At 70.7% G+C, this 22,978-nt stretch carries 25 protein-coding genes and 1 tRNA gene; 7 read left to right on the top strand and 19 right to left on the bottom strand.

Annotated features, from left to right (window positions below):
- Positions 1-40: 40 nt before the first annotated feature.
- Positions 41-847: a crotonase/enoyl-CoA hydratase family protein gene (locus tag ACOACQ_RS14000; protein ID WP_378599626.1), complete on the top strand. Its 807-nt coding sequence runs from the start codon at positions 41-43 to the stop codon at positions 845-847.
- A 151-nt stretch (positions 848-998) separates the two neighbouring features.
- Positions 999-1,151 carry a hypothetical protein gene (locus ACOACQ_RS13995; RefSeq protein ID WP_378599623.1) on the top strand — a complete coding sequence of 51 codons (153 nt, stop codon included), beginning with the start codon at positions 999-1,001 and terminating at the stop codon, positions 1,149-1,151.
- Between the two features lie 8 nt (positions 1,152-1,159).
- Here ACOACQ_RS13995 and ACOACQ_RS13990 read toward each other — a convergent pair whose 3' ends face one another.
- From ACOACQ_RS13990 to ACOACQ_RS13965, 6 genes are all read right to left on the bottom strand, one after another.
- Positions 1,160-1,507, bottom strand: a complete 348-nt coding sequence (locus ACOACQ_RS13990; RefSeq protein ID WP_378599620.1) for a DivIVA domain-containing protein — start codon at positions 1,505-1,507, stop codon at positions 1,160-1,162.
- Positions 1,504-3,234: a hypothetical protein gene (locus ACOACQ_RS13985; protein ID WP_420288538.1), complete on the bottom strand. Its 1,731-nt coding sequence runs from the start codon at positions 3,232-3,234 to the stop codon at positions 1,504-1,506. Before ACOACQ_RS13985 ends, ACOACQ_RS13990 begins: the two co-directional genes overlap by 4 nt.
- 96 nt (positions 3,235-3,330) lie before the next feature.
- Positions 3,331-4,254 (bottom strand): oxidoreductase, encoded by a 924-nt coding sequence (locus ACOACQ_RS13980; RefSeq protein WP_378599614.1) that lies wholly within the window; start codon positions 4,252-4,254, stop codon positions 3,331-3,333.
- 8 nt (positions 4,255-4,262) lie between these two features.
- Positions 4,263-5,078 (bottom strand): maleylpyruvate isomerase family mycothiol-dependent enzyme, encoded by an 816-nt coding sequence (locus ACOACQ_RS13975; RefSeq protein WP_378599612.1) that lies wholly within the window; start codon positions 5,076-5,078, stop codon positions 4,263-4,265.
- A gap of 18 nt (positions 5,079-5,096) precedes the next feature.
- Positions 5,097-5,831: a hypothetical protein gene (locus ACOACQ_RS13970; protein WP_420288537.1), complete on the bottom strand. Its 735-nt coding sequence runs from the start codon at positions 5,829-5,831 to the stop codon at positions 5,097-5,099.
- A 119-nt stretch (positions 5,832-5,950) separates the two neighbouring features.
- Positions 5,951-7,825 (bottom strand): acyl-CoA dehydrogenase, encoded by a 1,875-nt coding sequence (locus tag ACOACQ_RS13965; protein ID WP_378599608.1) that lies wholly within the window; start codon positions 7,823-7,825, stop codon positions 5,951-5,953.
- 184 nt (positions 7,826-8,009) lie between these two features.
- Between ACOACQ_RS13965 and ACOACQ_RS13960 the strand changes: the two genes are divergently transcribed.
- Both ACOACQ_RS13960 and ACOACQ_RS13955 read left to right on the top strand, forming a co-directional pair.
- Entirely contained in the window at positions 8,010-8,468 is a 459-nt protein-coding gene (locus tag ACOACQ_RS13960; RefSeq protein WP_182378027.1) for an RrF2 family transcriptional regulator, read from the top strand.
- 203 nt (positions 8,469-8,671) lie between these two features.
- A complete protein-coding gene (locus ACOACQ_RS13955) occupies positions 8,672-11,278 on the top strand; it encodes a hypothetical protein (protein ID WP_420288536.1) in 2,607 nt (868 codons plus the stop codon).
- 18 nt (positions 11,279-11,296) lie between these two features.
- On the opposite strand, the gene ACOACQ_RS13950 is transcribed toward ACOACQ_RS13955, so the two are convergent.
- Positions 11,297-11,974 carry a hypothetical protein gene (locus ACOACQ_RS13950; protein ID WP_420288535.1) on the bottom strand — a complete coding sequence of 226 codons (678 nt, stop codon included), beginning with the start codon at positions 11,972-11,974 and terminating at the stop codon, positions 11,297-11,299.
- A gap of 117 nt (positions 11,975-12,091) precedes the next feature.
- Between ACOACQ_RS13950 and ACOACQ_RS13945 the strand changes: the two genes are divergently transcribed.
- Positions 12,092-12,544 (top strand): nuclear transport factor 2 family protein, encoded by a 453-nt coding sequence (locus ACOACQ_RS13945; RefSeq protein ID WP_420288534.1) that lies wholly within the window; start codon positions 12,092-12,094, stop codon positions 12,542-12,544.
- Between the two features lie 71 nt (positions 12,545-12,615).
- On the opposite strand, the gene ACOACQ_RS13940 is transcribed toward ACOACQ_RS13945, so the two are convergent.
- The 6 genes from ACOACQ_RS13940 to ACOACQ_RS13915 form a co-directional block, all read right to left on the bottom strand.
- Entirely contained in the window at positions 12,616-13,251 is a 636-nt protein-coding gene (locus ACOACQ_RS13940) for a DUF2461 domain-containing protein (RefSeq protein WP_378598096.1), read from the bottom strand.
- Between the two features lie 14 nt (positions 13,252-13,265).
- Positions 13,266-13,655 carry a VOC family protein gene (locus ACOACQ_RS13935; RefSeq protein WP_420288533.1) on the bottom strand — a complete coding sequence of 130 codons (390 nt, stop codon included), beginning with the start codon at positions 13,653-13,655 and terminating at the stop codon, positions 13,266-13,268.
- A gap of 2 nt (positions 13,656-13,657) precedes the next feature.
- Entirely contained in the window at positions 13,658-14,434 is a 777-nt protein-coding gene (locus ACOACQ_RS13930) for a hypothetical protein (protein WP_420288532.1), read from the bottom strand.
- A 22-nt stretch (positions 14,435-14,456) separates the two neighbouring features.
- Positions 14,457-14,532 (bottom strand) — tRNA-Gly (locus ACOACQ_RS13925).
- A 30-nt stretch (positions 14,533-14,562) separates the two neighbouring features.
- Entirely contained in the window at positions 14,563-15,336 is a 774-nt protein-coding gene (locus ACOACQ_RS13920) for an SGNH/GDSL hydrolase family protein (protein WP_420288531.1), read from the bottom strand.
- Between the two features lie 27 nt (positions 15,337-15,363).
- A complete protein-coding gene (locus ACOACQ_RS13915) occupies positions 15,364-15,843 on the bottom strand; it encodes a hypothetical protein (protein ID WP_420288530.1) in 480 nt (159 codons plus the stop codon).
- A gap of 27 nt (positions 15,844-15,870) precedes the next feature.
- Between ACOACQ_RS13915 and dcd the strand changes: the two genes are divergently transcribed.
- The gene (gene dcd, locus ACOACQ_RS13910; RefSeq protein WP_378604021.1) at positions 15,871-16,446 is read left to right on the top strand and encodes a dCTP deaminase; all 576 of its coding nucleotides are present in this window, start codon (positions 15,871-15,873) and stop codon (positions 16,444-16,446) included.
- A gap of 42 nt (positions 16,447-16,488) precedes the next feature.
- Complete coding sequence (locus ACOACQ_RS13905; RefSeq protein WP_420288529.1) at positions 16,489-17,478, top strand: siderophore-interacting protein; 990 nt, start codon at positions 16,489-16,491, stop codon at positions 17,476-17,478.
- Between the two features lie 26 nt (positions 17,479-17,504).
- On the opposite strand, the gene ACOACQ_RS13900 is transcribed toward ACOACQ_RS13905, so the two are convergent.
- From ACOACQ_RS13900 to ACOACQ_RS13875, 6 genes are read right to left on the bottom strand one after another with little or no spacing between them, the layout of a single operon-like run.
- Entirely contained in the window at positions 17,505-19,418 is a 1,914-nt protein-coding gene (locus ACOACQ_RS13900) for a CocE/NonD family hydrolase (protein WP_420288528.1), read from the bottom strand.
- A 54-nt stretch (positions 19,419-19,472) separates the two neighbouring features.
- On the bottom strand, positions 19,473-19,598 hold the full coding sequence (locus tag ACOACQ_RS13895) for a hypothetical protein (RefSeq protein ID WP_378604038.1): 126 nt from the start codon (positions 19,596-19,598) through the stop codon (positions 19,473-19,475).
- 40 nt (positions 19,599-19,638) lie between these two features.
- Positions 19,639-20,472, bottom strand: a complete 834-nt coding sequence (locus ACOACQ_RS13890) for a DUF4097 family beta strand repeat-containing protein (protein ID WP_420288527.1) — start codon at positions 20,470-20,472, stop codon at positions 19,639-19,641.
- Between the two features lie 38 nt (positions 20,473-20,510).
- Complete coding sequence (locus ACOACQ_RS13885) at positions 20,511-21,047, bottom strand: toxin-antitoxin system HicB family antitoxin (protein WP_420288526.1); 537 nt, start codon at positions 21,045-21,047, stop codon at positions 20,511-20,513.
- Positions 21,048-21,096: 49 nt separating this feature from the next.
- Positions 21,097-22,485, bottom strand: a complete 1,389-nt coding sequence (locus tag ACOACQ_RS13880; RefSeq protein ID WP_378605704.1) for a hypothetical protein — start codon at positions 22,483-22,485, stop codon at positions 21,097-21,099.
- Positions 22,482-22,955 carry a SigE family RNA polymerase sigma factor gene (locus ACOACQ_RS13875; RefSeq protein ID WP_378605707.1) on the bottom strand — a complete coding sequence of 158 codons (474 nt, stop codon included), beginning with the start codon at positions 22,953-22,955 and terminating at the stop codon, positions 22,482-22,484. Before ACOACQ_RS13875 ends, ACOACQ_RS13880 begins: the two co-directional genes overlap by 4 nt.
- Positions 22,956-22,978: the final 23 nt, after the last annotated feature.

The following is a 22,978-nucleotide window of genomic DNA, read 5'->3' as shown; positions in this document are numbered from 1 at the left end:
GTCGTACGGCATGGTGGTTACTGAGCAGTAGTATCGGTCCATGAGCAACCACCCCAGCCAGGTGACCTGCACGATCACCGACGGCATCGCGCACGTCCGGCTGGACCGGCCGGACAAGCTGAACTCGCTGACCCTGGACATCCTCGATGACCTCGTCGCGACCGCGACGATGCTGCGCAAGGACAAGTCCCTGCGCGCGGTGGTCATCAGCGGCGAGGGTGACGCGTTCTGCGCAGGACTCGACTTCGCGTCGGTGCTCCGCAACCCGGTGGGCGTCGCGAAGGCGTTCGTCCCGCGGCCGCTCCGGGGCACGAACACCTTCCAGGAAGCCCCCTGGGCCTTCCGCCGGATCCCGGTCCCCGTGATCGCGGCCGTGCACGGCCACTGCCTCGGCGGTGGGCTGCAGATCGCGCTCGCCGCGGACTTCCGGATCGCCACCCCCGACTCCCGCTGGTCGGTCCTCGAGGGCAAGTGGGGCCTGATCCCCGACATGTCCGGCATCCAGGCGCTCAAGGAACTGGTCGGCATCGACCAGGCCAAGCTGCTCACGATGACCGCGGAGATCTTCGACGGCTCCCGCGCCCTCGAGCTCGGCCTGGTCACGAAGCTCGACAACGACCCCGTCGCGGCCGCGTTCCGGCTCGCCGAGCAGCTCACCCAGAAGTCCCCTGACGCCCTGGCCGCGGCCAAGCGGCTGTTCAACGACAGCTGGAACTCCTCGCCGCGCAGGACGTTCGCCCGGGAGCGCATCGAACAGGCCTTCCTGCTAGCCGCCCGCAACACCAAGGCGGCCCGCGAGGCCGCCTTCAAGAAGGCCGACGCGTCCTACGGGCCGCGGGTGCGCTGAGCCCGCATCGTCGAGTTTCGGCCGGGATCGGATCAACCTGGTTGATCCGGTCCCGGCCGATCATTTTGCTGCCCCGAAGCTGTCGTATCAGCGTGGGTCCCTTCGTCGTCCTAGTGAAGGAACCTCACGACTCGGCCAAGGAGACAGGACCATGTGGGACACGACCCCGAACACCCAGCAGCACCTCAGTCACGACCTGCCCTGCCCGGCCTGTGGGCACGCGGTGCACACCTACCTCGCCTGCAGCGACACGTGCGCGTGCCAGCCGACGATCATGCCCGGTTCCGTCCCGCTTGCCGCCTGATCCGCGCTTCAGCGGCCCTTGGGCCCGAACAGTCGAGACCGCCAGCTACGCGTCTCGGTGATGCCACCGTCGTGCGGCGGACGTGCCGGCGCCGGAGCGGGAGCAGGGATCCTCGGCTCACCACCGACCAGGCCGCGGACGAACGCGTCGACCTGCCCCATGTGGTAGCCCTCCCGCAGCCGCACCGGCGTGAAGCGGGCGCCGCTCACGAGCGCAGCAATGGCCGCCGGATCGTTCGCGACCGCGACGATCCGGTCGAGGAAGGCGTCGACCTCACCCATGTCGTAGCCCTCCCGCAACCGGACGGGGGTGAATCGAACCTCGGCCACCCGCAGGGCGATGTCGTTGCTGGTCACGGCTTCAGGCTAGGCCAGTCCCGGTGGAGCGACGGCTGCAGCAGTACGGCGACCAAGGCCGACCACACGGCAAGGGCCTGCAGGAACCAGAGGACGGGCACGGCCAGTGCGGCGAACCCGACCCGCCACCCCCGGCGCCGCGCCAGCACGAGCCAGGCCGCACCGATCGCGACGACCAGCACGGACAGGGCGGCCCCCAGGCCCACCCAGGCGATCGCCTGCGCGCGGCTGCCGTCGGTGTCCTGGGTCCGCACCGCCGCGATGAGCGCTCCCACCAGCACCACGGGATAGGCGAGGAACATCACCGCCGTACCGAGCCCGACGGCGAGCGCCCGGAACCGAGCGACGTCGCGGTGCTGGCGCAGGTCCGCCATGCTCCGTACCTGCACCACCGCGTCCAGCGCGATCAGGGCGAACGCCTCGGACCGGTTGCGGGTCCACCGCAACGGACCGGGGGCGCCGGCCCGCGTCGAGGTCGAGTCCAGCTCCTCGATCCGGGGCGGCACGTCGGACCCGGCGCCCTCCATGGTCGGACGCCACGCGAGGCTGGCGAACCCTCCGAACCGGCGCAGCAACCGCATGTTGCAGTGCGTCGAGGTGACGTCGGGGTCACCGGCAGACCCGGAAGCTGCTCCGGTGCCGCGGTCCAGGCGCAACGCCTCGTCGGCTGCGGACAGCCGGCCGAACGCCGTGGAGGCCGAGCTGAACCGGTGGGCGACCCGCAGCGCGAGCAGGGGCGGTACGGCGTCGCCGCTCTTCATCCGCTCGTTCAGGTCCTTCTCGAACGCCGCCACCGCCCGTCGTACCTGATCCCTTGCGGGCGTCTCGTCCTGCTCCCAGGCGACGACGTAACGACCGCGCGCCAACGCCAGGCCATGGTCGTAGGCCCGCACCGGATCCGCGAAGTCGTCGTCGGGGACCCGGGTCACCCGGGTCCAGGCGCGCGGCGTCGTACGGCGCAGGGCCTCGAGGGTTTCGACGTCGCTGTCGGCGACGAGCAGGATCGCATCGGTGCGAGCCCACGGGTAGTCGATGATGCTGAAGTTCTCCCGCAGCGCATCCAGCGCGCGATCGCCGCCGGTGAGCCGCATGATCACGGTGTAGACGGGCAGTCCCTGGTCCGCGGAGATCGGGTCGTTGACGATGTCGAACGGCAGGGATGCGACCACGCGCAGCTCCGGTCGCTGCGGGCCACGGAGGTCGTTCACCAGCGCCGGGTACCCGGCGCTGGTGGAGACCAGGGCACCGGTCACGAAGACGACGACCGCGCCGAGCAGCAGCGAACCCGCCAGCCCGATCGGCAACACGGACGCAGCAGCGCTCGTCAGCGCGGCGCTCGTCAGCGCGAGCAGATGGTGCCGTGGCCGGACGATCGGCAGCACCGTCGGCCGCCTGACCCCGGCCCGTTGGCGCCGTACCCGCATCGCAACGGCATCGAGGTCTTGCTGCGCGCAGCGGACGAACTCGATCGTGCGGCCGGGAAAGTGCTCCTGCACCTCGACCACGAGTTCCTCGGCCGGGCGGACGCAGGCGGCGATGACGACGGCCTCGTCGGTGAGGTCGCACGCGACCCAGCCGAGCTCGACCATCTCCTCGACATCGAGCTCGTTGAGGAGCTCGTCGGCGGGCGGTTGCTGCACCAGGTCGCGGTCCTCGGCCTCCCACTGCCTGACCAGGGCCGCGTAGAAGTCAGCGTTCGAGCTTTGCCCGTCGTCGATTCCTGCCACGCCGATCCCCCCACCGCAAAGAGCCTGTCCAGGGCCCTCCCCCTTCGAGGGTAGGTGGTCCGCAACGGCCCGTCGGCGGTACGAGAAACCTTTACCTCAGGGGTACTGAAGGTCGACCGTCGCTTCGCTGATCTCCCACAGCTTCTTCGCCGCGCCCTCGTCCCGCGCCAGCTTGCTGCGCCCGACGATCCGGGGCGTCCCGACCATCTGGTTCAGCCCGCTCGGACCGACGAAGGTGTTGCCCGGCAGGTCGTCGGTGGCCGCCATCAGGGACGGCCAGGCACCCGCGGCAGCCGACTGCGAGATCACCTTGACGGTGGCGTCGAGGATCGACGCGATGCCGCCTCCGGAACGGCCGTACTGGCCATTGGCAGCGAGGTGGGTCCCGGCGAAACCGGGATGGGCTGCGACCGCCCGGACCGGCAGGTCTGCCGCGCGCAGGCGTCGGTCGAGCTCGGCGGTGAACAGGAGGTTGGCCAGCTTGGACTGCCCGTAGACCCGCCACTTGCTGTAACGCCCGGTCTGCTCCCGCGGATCCCCGAGCGGCGCCTTGCCGGCCCAGTGGTGGAACATCGACGCCACCGAGACCACGCGCCCGTCCGCACTCTGCACGAGCTGGGGCAGCAGCAACCCGGTCAGAAGGAACGGCCCGAAGTGGTTGGTCGCCATCTGGAGCTCGAGGCCGTCCGCCGTCCGGGAGTACGACGTCCCCATCACCCCGGCGTTGTTGATCAGTACGTCGACCGGGCCGAGCTGTTGCGCCGCGGCCGCCGCGGCGCGCACCGAAGCGAGGCTGGCCAGGTCCAGGTGCAGCGCCTCGAGCTTCGCCTCCGGCACCTCCGACCGGATCGCCGCCACCGTCTCCTCGACCCGGGCCGGGTTCCGTCCGGCGAGCACCACCCGCGCACCGCGCCGGGACAGCTCGAGGGCCGTGTAGTGGCCCAGGCCCCCCTGCGTCGGGCCGGTCACCACGATCGTCCGGCCGGTCTGGTCGGGCAGGTCGGCGACGTTCCAGTTCATGACGGTCCTCAAGGTGTGGTCGCGAGCCGCTCGACGACACGTCGACCGAGCTCCTGGTCTCCTGTGACAACGACGGACCCGGGCTCCGCGGCACGGCGTCCGCCTGCAAGCACGATGAAGCTCTCCCGATCGGTGTCGATCCGCACCGTCGGGGCGTCCGGTACGACGTCCAGCCGGCGACCCCGGCCGTCGTCACCGATCTCCACCGCAACGGTGGGACTGCCCGCGACGGCCAGCACGGCCGTCGTACCCGCGGGCGGCTTCACGCGCTTGCCGACCACGAACCCGAAGGCCTCGGACAGGTAGTCGGCCGTGTGCTGCGCGCCGGCGCTGTCCATCCCGCCCGGGCGGCCGACCGCGCGGCGGATGTCCTGCTCGTGCATCCAGATGTCGAGGGGGCGATTGCGCAGCAGGGTGCGCTGGTTCCAGCCGATCAGCCCGAAGATGCCGTCGGCGGGCGCCGCCCCGTCGCTCGGCAGGTCCGCGACGAGGCGGTCGTGGCGGGCGCTCGTGGTGGAGCGGAGCTCCTCGATGATCGACGCCGGCTCACGGTCGCGGCGAGTGACCACACCGATCTCGGTGAACTGGCTCATCGGGCCGGTGATGTGGGGTGCGTCCGCGATCTCCGCGGTCTCGTCCGGCCCACCCGCCAGGATCGATTCGAGGTGCGCGGTGTGGGAGGCGACGGCCTTCACGTCCCACCCGGCCAGGTCCGTGGGCGTCGCCCAGGCGTCGGGGCCGAGCTCCTCGAGCAACGCCACGAGGTCTCCGACCGAGGTCCACCAGGTGTCGACGTACCCGGCCAGCAGCTCCTGATCGCTCATGGCGCCGATGCTAGGGGGTCAGTACGACGCCGCGACCTCGACGTGGTCGTAGGAGCCCGTGAACCTGGAGTAGTTGGTGCAGCTCAGTTCCTCGGTGTTGCCGTGGGAGATGTCACCGCTCGACGTGCAGTTGACCTCACCGACCTCCGTGTCGTCGCCGTCGAGGAACGTGAAGTTGAGGTAGACCGACTCCCCCGACTCGTCGGCGCGGTCATTGGTGCCCTTGAGCCCGCTGATCGTCTCACCGGTGTACTCGTCCTTCGGCGACGCGACGGACCACCCGTCGGCGTACTCGACGCCGTCGATCTCGAACTCCTCGCCGACCTCGAGCGTGATCGGGTTGTTGCTGCCCCCGACCCGGTCGGGATCGAACTCGTCCAGCGCGTCATCGACGGTGTTCGCGCCCCAGATGAGCAGCCCCACGGCGCCACCGCAGACCACCAGGACGAGCAGCACGATCACACCGACGACGATCGCGATGACCTTGCCGCTGCCACCCGAGGGCTTCTGCCCGTACGGCGACGGGGCGCCGTAGCCGCCCGGAGGCGGGGCGTAGCCGCCGGGAGGCGGGGTGTAACCACCACCGGGAGGCGGGTTGTAGCCACCGGCAGGCGGTGGCGTGTAGCCACCACCGGGAGGCGGGTTGTAGCCACCGGCAGGCGGTGGCGCGACCGGCCACTGCTGCGGCTGGCCGGGCTGGCCGGGCTGGCCGTAGGGCGGGTTCTCGTTGGGCTGCTCCGGCGGTTGCGTCACGGGACCCTTCCTACCCCGCACAGGGGTCGGGCAACCAGTCCCATCCGGCCCGAAAAAAGGGCAACGGCCGCCCCGGGAGGTCCCGGAACGGCCGTCGTACCCGTTGATTCAGGGGTGAATCAGAACGCAGCCTCGTCGAGGTCCATGATCGCGAGGTCCGTGGCCTCGGCGATGCGGAGCTCGGCCGTGATGCGCGGCAGGTTGAGCTGCGCGAACCACTGGGCGGCAGCAACCTTGCCCTCGTAGTAGGCCTTGTCGCCACCGGCAGCGTCCAGCTTCTCCAGGGCCACCTCGGCGCCGCGGAGCAGCAGCCAGGCGCAGACCACGTCACCGAGCGCCATCAGGATGCGCGTGGTGTTGAGGCCGACCTTGTAGATGTTGCGGAGGTCGCCGCCGGAGTTGACGTCGGACGACATCAGGTCGTTGATCGCCAGGCCCACGAGGCCCTGGGCGTCGTCGAGCGCGGTCGCGAGGAGCGCACGCTCGTTCTTGAGACGACCGTTGCCGGCCTCGGCCTCCACGAACGCCTTGATCTCGTTGGCCAGGTGGCCGAGCGCCGTGCCCTGGTCCTTGACGATCTTGCGGAAGAAGAAGTCCTGGCCCTGGATGGCGGTCGTGCCTTCGTAGAGCGTGTCGATCTTCGCGTCGCGGACGTACTGCTCGATCGGGTACTCCTGCAGGAAGCCCGAACCACCGAAGGTCTGCAGCGACTCGGTGCCGAGCAGCACCCACGAACGCTCCGAGCCGTAGCCCTTGACGATCGGGAGCAGCAGGTCGTTGACCGCCTCGGCCAGCTTGTCGTGCTCGCCGGACGCCTTCGCGATGGCGACCTTGTCCTGCCAGGTCGACGTGTAGATGACCAGCGACCGCATCGCCTCGGCGAACGACTTCTGGGTCATCAGCGAACGACGGACGTCCGGGTGGTTGGTGATCGTGACCCGCGGCGCGGCCTTGTCGGCGGCCTGGGTCAGGTCGGCACCCTGGACCCGCGTCTTGGCGTAGTCGAGCGCGTTGAGGTAACCGGTCGAGAGGGTCGCGATGGCCTTGGTGCCGACCATCATGCGGGCGTTCTCGATGACGTCGAACATCTGGCGGATGCCGTCGTGGACCTCGCCGAGCAGCCAGCCCTGGGCAGCTTCGCCGCCGCCGACCTGCGGGTCGCCGAAGGTGAGCTCGCAGGTGTTGGACACCTTGATGCCCATCTTGTGCTCGACGTTGGTGACGTAGACGCCGTTGCGCTCGCCGGTCAGCTCACCGCTCTGGTGGTCGAAGTGGTACTTCGGGACCAGGAAGAGCGAGAGGCCCTTGGTGCCCGGACCGCCGATGCCCTCGACGCCCTTCGGGCGGGCGAGGACCAGGTGCATGATGTTCTCCTGCAGGTCCGACTCGGCGCTGGTGATGAAGCGCTTGACGCCGGAGATGTTCCAGGAGCCGTCCTCGTTCGGCGTGGCGAACGTCTTGCCCGCACCCACGTCGGAGCCCGCGTCGGGCTCGGTGAGGACCATCGTGGCGCCCCAAAGGCGCTCGACCATGATCTCGGCGATGCGGATGTCGCGGGCAACGCCGTTGGCGTTCTTGAAGACGACCGAACCCATCGACGGGCCGGTGCAGTACATCCAGATCGGGGCCTGCGCACCGAGGACCATCTCGCCGGTCGCCCACACGAGCGACGGCGGCGCGGTGGTGCCGCCGATCTCCTCCGGGAGGCCGAGTCCCCAGAAGCCGGACTCCATCCAGGTGTCGTAGGACTTCTTGAACGACGCCGGCAGCGGCGCGGTGTTGGTCTTGGGGTCGAAGACAGGCGGGTTCCGGTCCGAGTCGACGTACGACGCGGCGAGGTCCTCGCGGGCGATGCGCTCGACCTCGCTGAGGATCTCGCGTGCGGTGTCCGCGTCCATCTCTTCGTAGATGCCGGTCCCGAGGTACTCCTGGACCTTGAAGAGCTCAAACAGGTTGAACTCGATGTCGCGGAGGTTGCTCTTGTAGTGGCTCACTGTCCCACCGTTTCTAACTCGAATTGAAGAGTGCTACTCGTCAGTAACTTAATGATACGGGGGGTGCTTGCTGCGGGCAAGCACGGGGCGGGTGGTTCTGCCTCACACCAACGAACTACGCCTGCACCCCTCACGGACCCCTAGGTCGAGTGAATCGATCGAGCAATCTGACACACTTGGGTCCATGCGCGTCTCCGCGAAGTCCGACTACGCCCTGCGCGCCCTGATCGCGATGGCCTCGCGCTCCGATGGGCGGGCAGTCAGCGCCGAAGAGCTCGGCCGCCTCCAGGACATCCCTCACGGGTTCCTCCAGGCGATCCTCGCCGACCTCCGCCGCGCCAGCATCGTGATGTCGCAGCGCGGCCAGTCCGGTGGCTGGCGGATGGCCCGCGAGGCCGACACCGTCTCGGTCGCGGACGTCATCCGCGCCGTCGACGGCCCGCTCGTCTCCGTCTACGGCCTGCGTCCCGAAGCCGTGAACTACAACGAGTCGGCCGAGGTCCTCCAGCACGTCTGGATCGCCGCCCGCCGCGCGCTGCGCGAGGTCTTCGAGGACGTGTCGATCCAGCAGCTCGCCGACGGCGTACTCCCCGAAGCCGTCACGTCCCGCACCGCCGACGAAGACGCCTGGCAGCCCCATTAGCGCGAGCGCGTCTTCGCCGAAGCTGAGGGCGAGCAAGCTCGCCGGAGGACGGCTCTCGACGCGCTGCCGCGCGCGCGGTTGGCTTTCGTAGGTCCTTCGTTCTCGTGGCGGCAAGCCTGCCTCGATTCGCTCGGCTTGGGACCCCCCGCCTGACTTCGTGACCGACTGCTCAGGGCGCCCCCTGACGGGCCAATCGGACGGACATGGTCCGCCGTGTGCTCGTCGCCCTCGCACTTGCCGTCGCCGTGGTCACGCCGGCGGTCATCGGGTTGCCGGACGGCGGCTCCGTGGCGGCGCGCTGCGGCACGGGCAGCGAGCTGAGCTGGTCACTGCCGGGTGCCTGCCAGCACGCCGACGAGGCACCTCCGGGCGTCGACCCGACCGAGCCGGTCACCACCGCCGAACTGCGCGCCCGCGAGGGCGGGAGCGAGGGCGCGTACGCCGCGGCCGAGGAGCTCGGCGTCCCCGCACCCACCGCGGCGGCGGCCTCCAGTCCCGCCGTGACGTGCGAGGGCGACGGCGTCGCCGGCTACCGCGTCCAGGCCATGTACGTCGTCGAGTCCGGCCGCACCAACCGCTTCGCCGCCCTCCAGTCGAGCTTCCAGCTGTGGGCTGCGGGCGTCGACGACGTCGTCAACCGGTCCGCGGCCCTGACCGGCGGCGTACGACGGGTCCGCTTCGTCACCGATCCGGCCGGCGGCACCTGCGTCGCCCGGGTCCTGAACGTCACCGTCCCTGCCGGAGCCCTGTCGTCGTTCAACGCGAGCATCGCGGCCGTCCAGGCGCTCGGCTACACCGACCCGACCCGCAAGTACCTCATGTGGACCGACGCCACGGTGCTGTGCGGCGTGGCGTCGATGTACCCCAACGACAGCGACGGCCAGGCGAACCCGAACAACGGCAGCTACGCCCAGTACGCCCGGACTGACTCCGGCTGCTGGGGCTTCGGGGACGGCGCCGCCCAGCACTCGGTCGAGGCCCACGAGCTCCTGCACACGCTGGGCGGGGTCCAGAGCACGGCGCCGCACGGCACCCGCGCCGGTCACTGCTGGGACGAGTCGGACACGATGTGCTACGCCGACGGCGGCGGCTTCTCGATGCAGCAGGTCTGCCCGGCCGAGCGCGAATACCTCTTCGACTGCAACAACGACGACTACTTCTCGACGTACCCCGACCCGGGCAGCTATCTCGACAGTCACTGGAACGCCGCCGACTCGCGGTTCCTGATCGGTGGCGGCAACGGCGCCGGCGGCGGCACGCCGGGCGCCCCCACGGTCCTGGGCGCGACGATCGCCGTGAACAATCCGGCCGTCCCCGGCCTGGCGACGCAGGCGTCGGTCGCGCCGTCGTTGCCCGCGGGGCGAACGGTGACCTCGGTGCAGTGGAAGTCCGCGCGGACCGACTGCTCGTTCACGACGCCGACCGCACTGCAGACCGAGGTCGCCTGTGGCGCGGCCGCGTCCGCTGCCACGACCGTCACCGTCACCCTCACCGACTCCTCCGGCGCGACCAAGGTGATCACCAGCCCCCTGACCTTCGCCACCGGAACTGCCCGCCCCGTCACGGTGAGCCTCGGCGCGGCGGGCCAGTGGCCGGCCGGCGGCACGGCCTCGGTCTGCACCGGCGCCGCCTTCCCCCTCGCCGCCCGCGTCATCGACGTCGCGAGCGGGCAGCCCGTGAAGGGCCTCGCCACCCCGCTGACGAAGCAGACCGCGACGATGACGGCCCCCGCCAGCGCGGGCTCCCCGATCACCACCGCGTCAGGCGTGGCGACGCAGGGCCAGACCGCGACCGTGTCGACGACGTACCGCGGCCGGACCGTTGCCGGCACCGTCTACGCCGCCGGAGCGCCGGTTGCCCTGGTCGCCACCCCTGCCCGGTGTACGACGGCGCTCTCGGCCGGCCTGGGCGACGACGACGTCCACTACGCCGACCCCGTGACGGTGTCCGGCGCGCTGACCGCGTCGGTCGGGGCGACGCCCGTCGCGGCGTCCGGGGTCGCGCTCGCCGTACGCCTGACGACGGCGACCGGGACGGTCCTCACTCTCGGGACGGCGAAGACCACCGCCGACGGCACGTACTCCCTGACGGTGAAGCCGACCGCGACCGGAACCGTCTCGGTGACGCTGGCCGCCAGCACGGCGTACACGGCGTCCACCGCGTCGGCAGGCCCGATCACCGTCCGCATCCCCGCCACCGTGCTCGCGGGCGCGGTCGACAAGACGGACGTCGGGCACGGACAGGCGGTGGTCGTCACCGGCACGCTGCGGCGCGATGCGGGCGGGGTCCTGACGGCGCTGGCCGGCAAGGCCGTGGCCGTGTACGTCGCTCCCTCGACCGGCGCACCGGTGAAGGTCGGGTCGGCGACCACGGCCACCAACGGCACGTTCACCGCGTCCGTTCCGCTGAAGGTGAGCGGGCTGCTGTACGTCTCCTACGCCGGCGCCGCCGGTCAACCGGCGACGCGCACCGACATCGGCGCGGTCGTGGCCGGGACCTGGACCTCGGCCGTCACCGCGACCCGCTCGGCCGGCTCCGTCGCCCTCGGCGGTTCGGTGACGATCAGCGGTTCCGTGACCCGGACGTACGCGGGCACCACGCTCCCGGCGCCCGGGGTCCGGGTGAAGGTGGCCTTCCAGCCGACCGGCGGGTCGACCTCCGCCCTCGTCGCGACCGTGACGACGACCGCCACGGGCACCTTCACGGCACGGGTCTACCCGAAGGCGAGCGGCGCGTGGACGGCGACGCTGTCGGGGCTGGCCGGCTACACCGACGACGCGGCCGACCCGCTGACGATCAGCGTCAACTGACCGGCAGCGGTCACGTGGTCAGGCGACGTCGTCCAGCTTGCCGAGCTTGCGCTTGAGCTTGCGGCGCCGGCGGTCCAGCTCCTCGAGGCGGACCTCGAGCGAGGCGTTGCGCCGGGAGAGCCGCTCCAGCTCGCGCATGGCCTCGGGCAACGACTGCACCGCGGCCGTCGCCTGCGGGACCGCGTCGAGCCGCAGGGACGTCGTACCGAAGCCGACGACCTTGCCGAAGGCCTTCCAGACGTCCGCGGGGTCCATGCCGTCGGTCTCGATGACGTGCAACCGCTCCGGCTTGCGTACGGCGGCCGCCCAGCGGGTGATCGCGTCGGACTCGTCGTCCAGGCCGGTCGTGACGACGACGTGCACCTGGTGGCCCGCGAGGGCGTCGATCAGCAGGGCGATCTGGTCCGCCGTGGCGGTGGCGAGCAGGGGCTGGCTGAACGCCAGGTCGGCGCGGGACTTCTGCGCGCGACGGACCATCCGGGTCCACTGACCCTCGACGTCGCCGCGCTTGAGGCCCCAGGCCTTGTGGGAGCGGGTGAGCTCAACGGCCGCGCGGAAGCTCTCCGCGGGCGTCTGTGCGATCGAGGCGACGCCGAGCTCGACGAGTGCCTCGTGGTGGTGGGCGAGGGCGGGCTCGATCGCGTCGGCCGTGCCTGCCATCCCGACGTGGATCCACGCCTTGTGCTTCTTGGGCATGTCCCGACGGTCGCAGGGGCCGGTGAGCGCGACGTGAACCAACGATGGCCGAAGGGCGTGCAGTGCATGTGGCGTCCGCCACTAGAACACGTTCTAGATTCTGTCTACGATGGCGCCATGATCACCTCCGACGCCATCGTCTGGAACGCGCCGAACGATCCGCACCCGGCCCGCGCCGCCTCCCAGCGTTCGTACTCCGCCGTCGCCAAGGGCGACCTCGCCGAGTGGCTGACCGTCTACGCCGAGGACGCCGTCCTCGAGGACCCGGTCGGCCCCTCGATGTTCGACCCGGAGGGCAAGGGCCACCACGGGCACGCCGGCATCTCGGCGTTCTGGGACAAGGCGATCGCTCCGATCGACAAGTTCGAGTTCACGATCAGCGACTCGTTCGCGAACCCGGGCAGCAACACCTGCGCCAACATCGGCCAGATCCGCACGACGTTCCCCGACGGCTCGTCCGCGGTGACCGACCTGATCATGGTCTACGTCATCCACGACGACGGCCGAGTGAAGTCGATGAAGGCGTTCTGGGAGCCGGACCGGACGATGGCCAGCTTCACCTCTGCCTGAGTGGCGGTAGTCCCGGGTCAAAAGCACCGAAAACCCGCGAGTCGCGGTGCTTTTGACCCGGGACTACCCCATCAAACGGCGGTGGCTTCGGTGATCCAGTTGACCAGCGGGCGCAGACGCCGCCAGTCCTCGCGCACCCGGTCGAGCAGGTCGGCGGTGTGGATGAACGGTTCGAAGCCGTACTCCTGCATCCCGAGGACCGTCTTCATGCGCAGCAGCTCGATCCGCGGGTGGTCCTTGTCGTAGCCGCGGGGCACGGTCTTCAACCGGTCGCCGGCGATCCCGAAGCCGCCCCGCTCGAGGTCGCCGAGGATCCGTTCGAGGGCCGGGCCGGTCTTGTCGTCGGCCATCGCCTCGCGCATCGCAGCCAGGCGCTCCCCCGACATCTCGTAGACGCCGCCACCGACCCGCACACCGGGCGCGGCCACCTCGACGTACCAACCCGTCGCGGGACCGACGCCGACGAACGCACCCTGGTGGTTCTTGTACGGCGTCTTGTCCTTGGCGAAGCGGACGTCGCGGTAGGGCCGGAACACCTTGGCCGCGCCGAACTCCTGCGCCAGCGCATCGGTCAGCGCCACCATCGGCGCCTTCACACTCTCGTCGTAGATGGCCTTGTGGGCGTCCCAGAACGACTTGGTGTTGTCGACCTCCAGGTCGTCGTAGAAGTCGAGGGCAGCTTCAGGGAAGCCGGTGAACTCAGCCATGCCGCGCAGCCTAGTCACGCAGGATCGGCCGGTGGCTCCCACAGTTCGATCGCGTTGCCCTCGGGGTCGTGGATCCGCGCGAAGCGGCCGACCTCCGGCGAATCCCACTCAGGCTTGACGACCACCACGATGCCGCGGCTCGCCAGTTGCTCGAGCAGGCTGTCGAGGTCGCTCACCCGCAGGTTGAGCATGACCTGCTTGTCCGCGGCCCAGTAGTCCGTGTCGGCGGCGAAGGGCGCGAAGACGAGCGGGCCGCCCTGCACCTTCCACGACCACTCGTCCGGCGGGCCTGTGTCCTCCGCGGCACACCCGGCACCGATGCCGAGGACCTCGCGGTACCAGGCGTTGAGGGTGTCGGGGTCCTGCGCGCGGAAGAAGATCCCGCCCACTCCAAGTACCGGCATGATCAGGACCCTACGGGCGGCGCTGCCGTCGCGGGGACGGGCACCGGGACGTTCCAGCGCAACGCGTGCTGGATGCCGACGACGATCGCCTTGTCGTCCAGCGGGTTCTCTGGGTCGTACCAGACCGTCGTGTGCTGGTCCTTCTCGATCGGCGCACGCGACGGGATCGTCACCCGTCGACGGACGAGGTACGACGTCCCGTCCGGACCCACGAAGCGGAACGTCGTCGTGGTGATCACGTTGCTCGCCTCACCGAAGTCGTCGGGCTCCCAGCCCGGTTCCACGACGATCGCGTCGACAGGCACGCCTCCCGCGATCATCGCCACCTCGTGCGCGAACCGCCTGCGGCGCCTGACGACCAGGGCCCCACCCAGGAGCAACGCGGCGACACCGACGGCAGCCGAGAGGCCGGCCGCGACGACGTACCACCCCTCCACGTCGAGCTCGGCGGCTGCGAGCAACTGGCCGAGCGCGGAGGACAGGCCGAGCGTCCCCAACGCGTGCCACATGCCGAACTGGAGGGGGTACTGGTCCACGATCAGCGACCAGGCCACCAGTCCGAGGACGGCCCCGACGCAGCCACCGATGGTGGCCAGGCCCGCCTCGTCACCCGCGATGTACGACGCCGGGCCGTCGCCGTACCCGTCGATGATCGTGCACCCGATGCCGTAGCCGGCAGCCACGCCACCGACGAGCATCAGCAGCTGGGCGGTGATGACCCAGAACGGTCGCAACGGTCGCGGCTCGAACGTGAAGGGGGGAGGCTCCGAGGTGGCCATGGAGACATTCAACCCCAGCCTGTGGAGCGGACGACGAGATTCGAACTCGCGACATCGACCTTGGGAAGGTCGCGCTCTACCAACTGAGCTACGTCCGCATGCGTCGGTCTCCCGAAGCGTGGCCGATGTTAGCGGATGGGCTCGAGGGCCGGGCGCTTCGGCTCGACGGTGTCGCCGGAGGAGCGGCCCGTGACGCGCCGGTGCACCCACGGCGCGACGTGCGTGCGGGCCCACGCCAGGTTGGCCTGACGCTGCTCCCGAGCGGAGAGCACGGGCAGCTCGATCGGCGGGAGCGGTTCGAGGGCGTGCGGGACGTGCAGTGCGTCGAGCACCGCCATCGCGATCCGCTGGTGGCCCACGGGGTTGAGGTGCAGGCGGTCCTCGTCGAAGACCTCGGCGTGCGCCCAGCCCCGCATCCGCCACATGTCGACGACCGTGGCGTCGTGGCTCTCGGCGATCTCGCGCACCCACTCGTTGAAGATCGCGAACCGGCCGCGCATCAACCGGAAGACGCCGCTGTCGCGCGGGTCGGCGATGGTGAACATGACGACATGGGCGCCCGACGCCTTCAACCGCCCGACGGCCGCGTCGTAGTCGGCCGCGAGGGCGTCGAGGTCGACCTTCGGCCGGAGCACGTCGTTGCCGCCACCATGGATCGTGACGAGGTCGGGCTGCAGCGCGAGCGCCTCGTCGACCTGCTCGGCCACGATCGCGGGCAGCTTGCGGCCGCGGATGGCGAGGTTGGCGTAGCCGAAGCCGGTGCCGGCCGCGGCGGCCTCGGCCGCGAGCACCTCGGCGGTCCGGTCCGCCCAGCCGCGCAGGCCGTTGGGACGCGTCGCGTCGGGGTCACCGACGCCTTCGGTGAACGAGTCGCCGAGGGCGACGTACTTCTGGAAAGTCACCCGAGCATTGTGCGTCGGAGGACCCGTTCAGCCCAAAGGCGGGAAGACGAGCGACTGCAGGTCGGCCGCGACGATCTCGCGGTCCTCCTGGTCGTGCTCGGCATCGAGCAGCGCCCAGGCGCGCACCCGCGCCTCCTCGGCGGCGGCCACGTCACCCGCGACCAGGTGGGCGCGGGCGAGAGCCTCCTGCGCGCTGGCCCGCATCCAGGTCGCGACACCCTCGCGGTCGGCGTACGCAACGCTGCGGAGCGCGTGGTGCAGGGCCGGCTCGGCGCGCCCGAGGACGGCGTACACGCGGGAGCACTGCCACTCGCCACCGGCGCGGTTCTCGTCCGTGCCGATGTTGTCCCAGTGCAGGCGCGACGCGTGCGCCAGGTGCACCATCCGGTCGGTCTCCTCGTCGGTGCGGTCGGCCTTGTCGAGCAGGCCCCACGTCTCGTTGAAGAGGGCGGCGGCGAGCGCACGCTCCTCGGCGGGAAGTCCCTGCTGTGGTTGCTCCTCGGGCATCGGTCCTCCTGCGGGTAGGGTGCCGTCGTGCTGCTCAGCGACCGCGACATCTCGGCAGAACTCGACGCCGGCCGAATCGCCCTTGAACCCTATGACCCCTCGATGCTGCAACCGTCGTCCATCGACGTGCGCCTCGACCGGTTCTTCCGGGTCTTCGAGAACCACCGCTACCCGCACATCGACCCCGCCGAGGACCAGTCGGACCTGACGCGCGAGATCGAGCCGATCGGCGACGAGCCGTTCATCCTGCACCCGGGCGAGTTCGTGCTCGGCTCGACGTACGAGGTCGTCACGCTCCCCGATGACGTCGCGGCACGCCTCGAGGGCAAGTCCTCGCTCGGCCGCCTCGGCCTGCTGACGCACTCCACCGCAGGCTTCATCGACCCCGGCTTCTCGGGCCACGTGACCCTCGAGCTCGCGAACGTCGCCAACCTGCCGATCAAGCTGTGGCCCGGCATGAAGATCGGGCAGGTCTGCTTCTTCCGGCTCTCCTCGGCCGCCGAGCACCCGTACGGCTCGGAGAAGTACGGCTCGCGCTACCAGGGCCAGCGCGGCCCGACGCCGTCGCGCTCCTTCCAGAGCTTCCACCGCACGAAGATCTGAGCCGCCTGGGTGGCCCTTGCCGAGTCAGGTTAGGCTGCCCTTATGTCCACCGATCAGAACGAGTACGTCGCCACCCTCCCGCTGTTGCTCACGGAGGTCGAGGTGCTGCGGGCCGAGCGGGTGTCCCCGTCGTTCGTCCGGGTCGAGCTGGGCGGAGCCGCGCTCACCGATTTCGGCGTCGACGGCCCGGTCCTCGACCAGCGGATCAAGGTCATCTTCCCCAACGCCGCCGGGAACCTGCCGGACTTCACGGCGGCTGACGAGTCGTGGTGGACCAGCTGGATGGAGATCCCCGAGGACGAGCGCGGTTCGATGCGGACCTACACGATCCGCGACGTGGCCGGCGAGGGTGACGACACCCGCTTCATCGTCGACATCGTGACCCACGAGCACGACGGTGCGCACGGCGACGCCCTCGACGGCGTCGGCAACGCCTGGGCCCAGCAGGCAGCGGCCGGCCAGCGGCTCATCGTGATGGCGCCGCGCCGCGGCCACGACTTCGGCGGCATCGAGTGGTCGCCCGGCCAGGCGAGCCGCCTGCTCCTCGTCGGCGACGAGACCGCCCTGCCCGCCATCCGCGGCGTCCTGCGCGACCTCCCGGCCGACGCCACCGGTGCGGCGTTCGTGGAGGTGCCGGTCGACGGCGACGTACCGACCGACGTGACCGCCCCGAACGACGTGGCGGTGTCGTGGCTCCCCCGCAACGGGGCCGCCCGCGGCGAGGCACTGCACGCCGCCGTACTCGCCCACCTGACGGGTGAGGCACCGACCGAGGCGCTCGCCGTCGCCGAGGACGAGATCGACCCCGACCTGTGGGAGACCCCCGTCTACTCGTCGTCGGGCGAGGAGGTCGCCGAGGCGACCGCCGTACCGACGGGCGAGGCGCCGTACGCCGGCCTCTACGCGTGGATCGCCGGCGAGTCCAAGGTCGTCACCGGCCTGCGTCGCAAGCTGGTCAACGACCTCGGCCTCGACCGCAAGCAGGTCGCCTTCATGGGGTACTGGCGCGAAGGCGTCTCCATGCGCTCCTGAGCCTCGAGACGGTTGCTGCAGTGCGCTCAGCGCACCGCCATCGTGATCGCCGAGGGGTACGACGGACCGGTGTGGACCGTCACCGGCACCAGCTGACCCAGCAGGGCGGTCAACGGTGACAACAGGTGCGGGATGTCGAACGCCTGCACCGCGATCCGGAGCTTGTGACCCGGCAGGATCACCGCACCGGTCGGGAACACCTCGACGTCGATGGGCGCGATCTCGTTGGGAGCGAGGTTCTTCTGCGCCGCCTTCGTGAACGGGTGGTGCGGCTGCAGCAGCTGGCCACCGAGGTAGCGCGACTTGCTCGCATCCAGGGCGCGGTGCGAGATCACCTGCCAGCCACCGGTGAGCCGACTGACCTTCCCGTCCGGGGCGACGTCCTCGATCGCGACCGAGAACATCCCGTCGCCCGTGATCGACGAGGCGTAGAGCCGAGCATTGATCGGACCCTGGATCCGCACGGCCCTGGTCACGGGCGCGGTGTCGAACGTCAGGCCGCCGAGGTCGTTCAGCTTGTTGTCGTGGAAGCAGGGCAGGTCGGCGAGCAACAGCTGGGGCACCCCGGCGGTCCACTGGTTCGCCGACCGGGTGCAGAGCCCGGTCACCGGAAGAGGCGCCACGATCGACTTGCCGGCGACCGGCGTCCCCGTGGTGAGCGCGCCGGCCTTGCCGCCCGCCATGGAGGTGCCGGACAGGGCGAACTTCTTCGCCGTGAGGTCCGCGTCGATCCACTTGCTCTTCTTCACCCAGGCGCCCGAGCCCTGCTCGAAGTAGGTGAGCGGGGCGATCGCGTCGAGCTTGCCGTCGATCCCCTTGATGTAGTGGTCGAACCACCGCAGCTGGAGCTCGGCCAGGGTGCCGTAGCCGGCCTTGGCGACCTCAGCACCCGAAGAACCCTGCAGGTGGTCCCACGGGCCGAAGATGAACTTGGTGGGCACGCCGTTCTTCTGGAGCCGCTCGAAGTCGAGCGGCGTCCCGCGCTGGAACAGGTCGGACTCGCCACCGATCAGGAACGTCGGCACCTTCACCTTGTCGATGATCGAGATCGGCGAGCGCTCCCGGTAGAACGGGCCGTCGTACGCCGGCTCGCCGCCGAGGAGCGCCTTCAAGGCCAGCGGGAGGGTGAAGTTGAGGCCACCCATCAGGTGATCGGTCGCCATCTTGAAGCCCGCTGCGGGCTCCTGCAGGCCGTACGCCGGCGGGATCACGCCGGTCGCGGTCACCAGTCCGAGCCACAACGGGATGAAGCCGGCATCGATCTGGCCGCCCGAGGCGACGACGTCGCGGTAGACGTCGGCGGCGGGCACCTGCGGGAAGATCGCCTTGAGGCCGGTGGGCTGGTGGGCGGCCGCGAACAGCTGCGAGATCCCCATGTACGACGGCCCGGTCATGCCGGTCTTGCCGTTGCTCCAGGGCTGGCGGGCCGCCCAGTTCATGATCGCGCCGGCGTCCTTGCCCTCGCGGGCACTGAACGCGCCCCACTGCCCCTGCGAGGAGCCGGTGCCGCGCGCGTCGACCGTCAGCTGCGCGTAGCCGCGCTTGACGAGGTAGTCAGGCCCGGCGCCGGCGAGGCCGCCGCCACCCGAGGCCATCACGGTCTTGTTGTACGCCGTGATCGTGACGATCACCGGCAGCTTCGTGAGGACCGGCTGGCCGAGCACTGCCGGTCGGACCAGGTCTCCCCGCAGGACGACCCCGTCGTCCATGACGATCGGGATGTCCCGGGTGGTGACCGTGGCCTTGTACTGCTCGGGCCGCGGCTTCCAGGGCGTCGGCGCGACCTGGGGCAGCTGGGGCAGCTGGGGCAGCGGTGCGGCCGCGACACGGTCCGCCGGCTGGGCGGGAGCGGCCTTCGCCGTACCCGCTGGCAGCAGGGTGGCTGCGGCGAGTACCGCGGTGAGTGCGGCCGCGGCGACGCGGGGCAGCGCTGAAGTCATGGGGGGGTCCCTCTCCTGGATCTCCAGGACACAACGACGGACCCGTGACTGTCGTCACGCCAGGCGGTCGGGCCTCCGGCGAGCGGTCTTCACGCGGGCCACGAGGCGGCGTTGACGGGCCTTGCGCATGCGGTCGTCAAGGTCCTGGCGGACCCGGGCCTCATTGAGCATCTCGAACATGGCGTTCCTCCTCTCGTGTGTTGGGCGGGTGGGGTGCAGGTCAGGCAGGGACGAGCGCGATGTCGCCGGACACCGTCGTGGCGCGCAGCTCGAGGTGGTCGGCACCCGGCTCCGGTTCGCCGACGGCCTGCAGCGTCGAGGAGATCCGGCCGCTGAGGGTGCTGACGTCGGTCCACACCGGCGTGCCGGCGGGTACGCCGACGCGGATGTCACCGGACGCACCCTTGGCGCTGATCTTGCCGCGATGGGCAGCCCGGACCAGGACGTCACCCGAGGCCGTCGTGCTCGCGACGTCGGACTCGGCCTCACCGATCTCGAGGTCACCGGACCCGGTCTTCACGACGACCGGGCCACGGGCGTGGGCGATCCGGATGTCGCCGGAGCCGGTGGAGATCGAGGCCGATCCCCCGGTCCGGTCCAGGGCGACATCTCCGGAACCGCTGCGGATCTTGAGGTCCCCCGCGGCACCGGCGACCCGGACATCGCCCGAGCCGGTGTCGATGACGAGGACGCCGTCGACCTGGTCGAGCACGGACTCGCCGGACCCGCTCTTGAGGCGGACGTCGCCCAGCGGACCCGAGGCAGTCAGGTCAGCGCTGCCGGTCTTGGCGACCAGGTGGCTGCCCTGCCCGGCGTGGATCTCGATGTCGAGGTGCTGGTCGCCGCCGAAGAAGCCGGTGCGGTTCTTGGGAGCGATGACGCTGATCCGGTCACCTTCCTCCTGGACCGTCACCTCGGTGGCGCGGGCGCCACGCACCCGCACCTCGGTGGTGGTGCGGTCGGACGTGGTGACGACGACGCGGCCGGAGCCGTTCTCGACGTACAGGTGAACGGGGGTGGGGGTGTCGAAGACGCGGGTGACGGGTTCGGACATGGCGTGCTCCTCTTGTTCGTGGGGGTGCTCGGGGTGGGTCAGAGCCAGCCGGTCATCCGGCGGTTGCCGCGCTTGCCCCCGAAGGGGAAGTCGCCGCCGAAGGGCAGGCTCGAGAGGTCGACGTCGACGTGGATCGCGTGGTCACTGGTGGCGCCACGGATCAGGTTGACCAGCCAGGTGTTCAGCGACTGGCCGGCCTGCGCCGCGGCGTCGTCCGCGCGGGCCTTGAGCGACTCCGGGAGCCGGAGGCTGACCCGGGCCAGGCCCTCGTCCTCCGCGCCCGGGGGCAGCGGCGGCGCGGGCGGGGGCGGCGGTGCCGGCGCTTCGGGGCGCACCCCGGCGTCGACCACGAAGTCCAGGTCGCGCCCGTCGAGCCGTACGTCGACGCTGCCGCTCGACATCGCCGCCGTGATCTCGGACGCCGCCTGGCTGATCGCCTCCATCACCGCGAGGCGCACGGCCGGGTCGAGCGCGTAGCCGAGGCGTTCGGCGATCTCACGCGCCTCGGGACCGGCGCTGTCCGCAGCGGCCAGGAGGTCGCGGCGAAGGCTCTCGACGAAGGGGGTGATGTCCATGTGCATCACTATGACGTCATTGTGACGTCAAAGTCAAGGCATGGTGGCGTCAACCAACAGGAAGGGCCGGCACGACCAACCGGACGCCGTAGATCTCACCGTCCGCGCGGATCCACAACTCGACGACAGCGCCGTCGTCGCAACCGACCATGTCCTTGACCTGGAGCCGAACGATGTCGTCGCCTGCCTGCGCAAAAGGTGCCGGCAGCGGCGTCTCGGCGGCGTCGGTCCGCCACGAACAGGTGGCCGGCCCAGCAGCCGCCACCATGGCGCGCTTCTCCTGGAACAGCGTGCCGAGCGGGTCGATCCCGCAGTCCGGGTACCCGAGTCCCGAGCACCCCGCCCAGCCCCACCGCACTTCGGGTGAGTTGTTCCACGGCTGGGCGAACCCGCCGAGGAAGTTGCGCACCCGGTCGGCGAACCGGGGCACGTCGTCCTTGCCCCGCGCCCACGCGAGGAACCGTTGGGCCGACTTCTCCCGGGCAGCGGTCGGTGCCTCGATCGGCGCGGGCGACGCGGTGGAGGCGCCTTCCAGCACCATCGAGATCAGGTCGATGCGGCGTTCACTGTCATAGGCCCAGAAGACCGACAGACCAGGGCACGCTGGTCGCCCGGCGGCGACGGTCAGGATGAAGTACGAGTGCGTTCCCGGGCAGTCGCCATTCACGGTCAGCAGGCCGGGTGAGACCGCCTGCCCGCCCCGCATCCACGTCCGGGTTGCGAGGTCCCGGAGCAGTGCAGGCACCGCATGGCAGGTGGCGCCGTCACACACGGTCCAGGCAGCGGACTTCGGGTCCGCCAACTCCGTCGAGTCGACAGTGACGCTGGGGTTGCTCTGCCCAGGCGCCGAGAAAGCAAGCCTGACGCGGTCAGCGAGGTCGGGCAGCGGGCCGAGCCCGCGCGCGAATCGCAGCAGCCTCCACGCGTCGGGCCAGGAGTCGAAGCACCCCTCCGTCTGTGCGGGTGCTGTCACGAACACGGTGGCCGAGTCCCACTTCTCCGTCGGCAGCGGCGCCCCGGGGCCCGGGCTGGTGCCGGTCACCACGTCGCGCAACGAGCAGTCCGTCGGCCGCTCGATCACCTCCACCTTGATGCCGCGTGCCTTGATGTCGGCGACCGCATCGGCCCGGTCGAAGCCGAGGTACGACGGCATCTGGCCGGCCTCGAAGGCGTGCTCGGTCTCGACGGGATCACCCGTCGGGCGTGGTGCCGGCTCGGGCGACTGACCAGCCTGCCTACCCAGCGCCCACGCGGTCAGGCCGATCACCAGCACCAGTACCGCCGCGGCCACCATCGCACCCAGCCAGCGGTGCCGGTGGACGGCGTCCGGGTCGGGCATCCCGGTGAGCGTCAGGGGCGCGTGCTCCGACACCTCGACCGTCGCCGCGGCACCGGCAAGGAGCCGGCGCACCTCGCCCTCGTCCATCCGGTCGGTCATGACGTCTCCTCCGTGGCGACGAGCGGTGCGAGCGCTGCGAGCGCCCGGGACGTGCGGGACTTGACCGTGCCCGGCGCGACGCCCAGCGCCAGCGCGGTGTCCCGCTCGGTCAGGTCGGCGAAGTAGCGGAGCACGAGCACCTCGCGGTGGTCGGCGCTCATGACTGCGAGCGCCCGCCGGACGGCAATCCCCTCGGCCCATTCCGGATCGGCGCCTGCCGACTCGGGAAGTTCCTCCGTCGGGAGCTCACCGTTCCAGCGGCGCTTGCGGGCGTCGTACAAGGTCGTCACGAGGACGCGGTGGACGTAGGCGTCGGGGTGATCGGCGCGGACCACCTTGCGCCAGGAGCGGTAGCACTTCAGCAACGCGCTCTGCACGACGTCCTCGGCATCGGCGGACGGGCAGCCCAGGAGGACCGCCGTCCGCACCAGCCGCGGGCGCCGCTGGGCGACGTACGTGCTGAAGTCCATCGGGCTCCTCGGAGTCGGGGTCA

It is taken from the genome of Nocardioides sp. CPCC 206347, assembly GCF_048654605.1.
Taxonomy (GTDB): Bacteria; Actinomycetota; Actinomycetes; order Propionibacteriales; family Nocardioidaceae; genus Nocardioides.
This window is presented reverse-complemented; position numbering and strand designations above follow the sequence as displayed.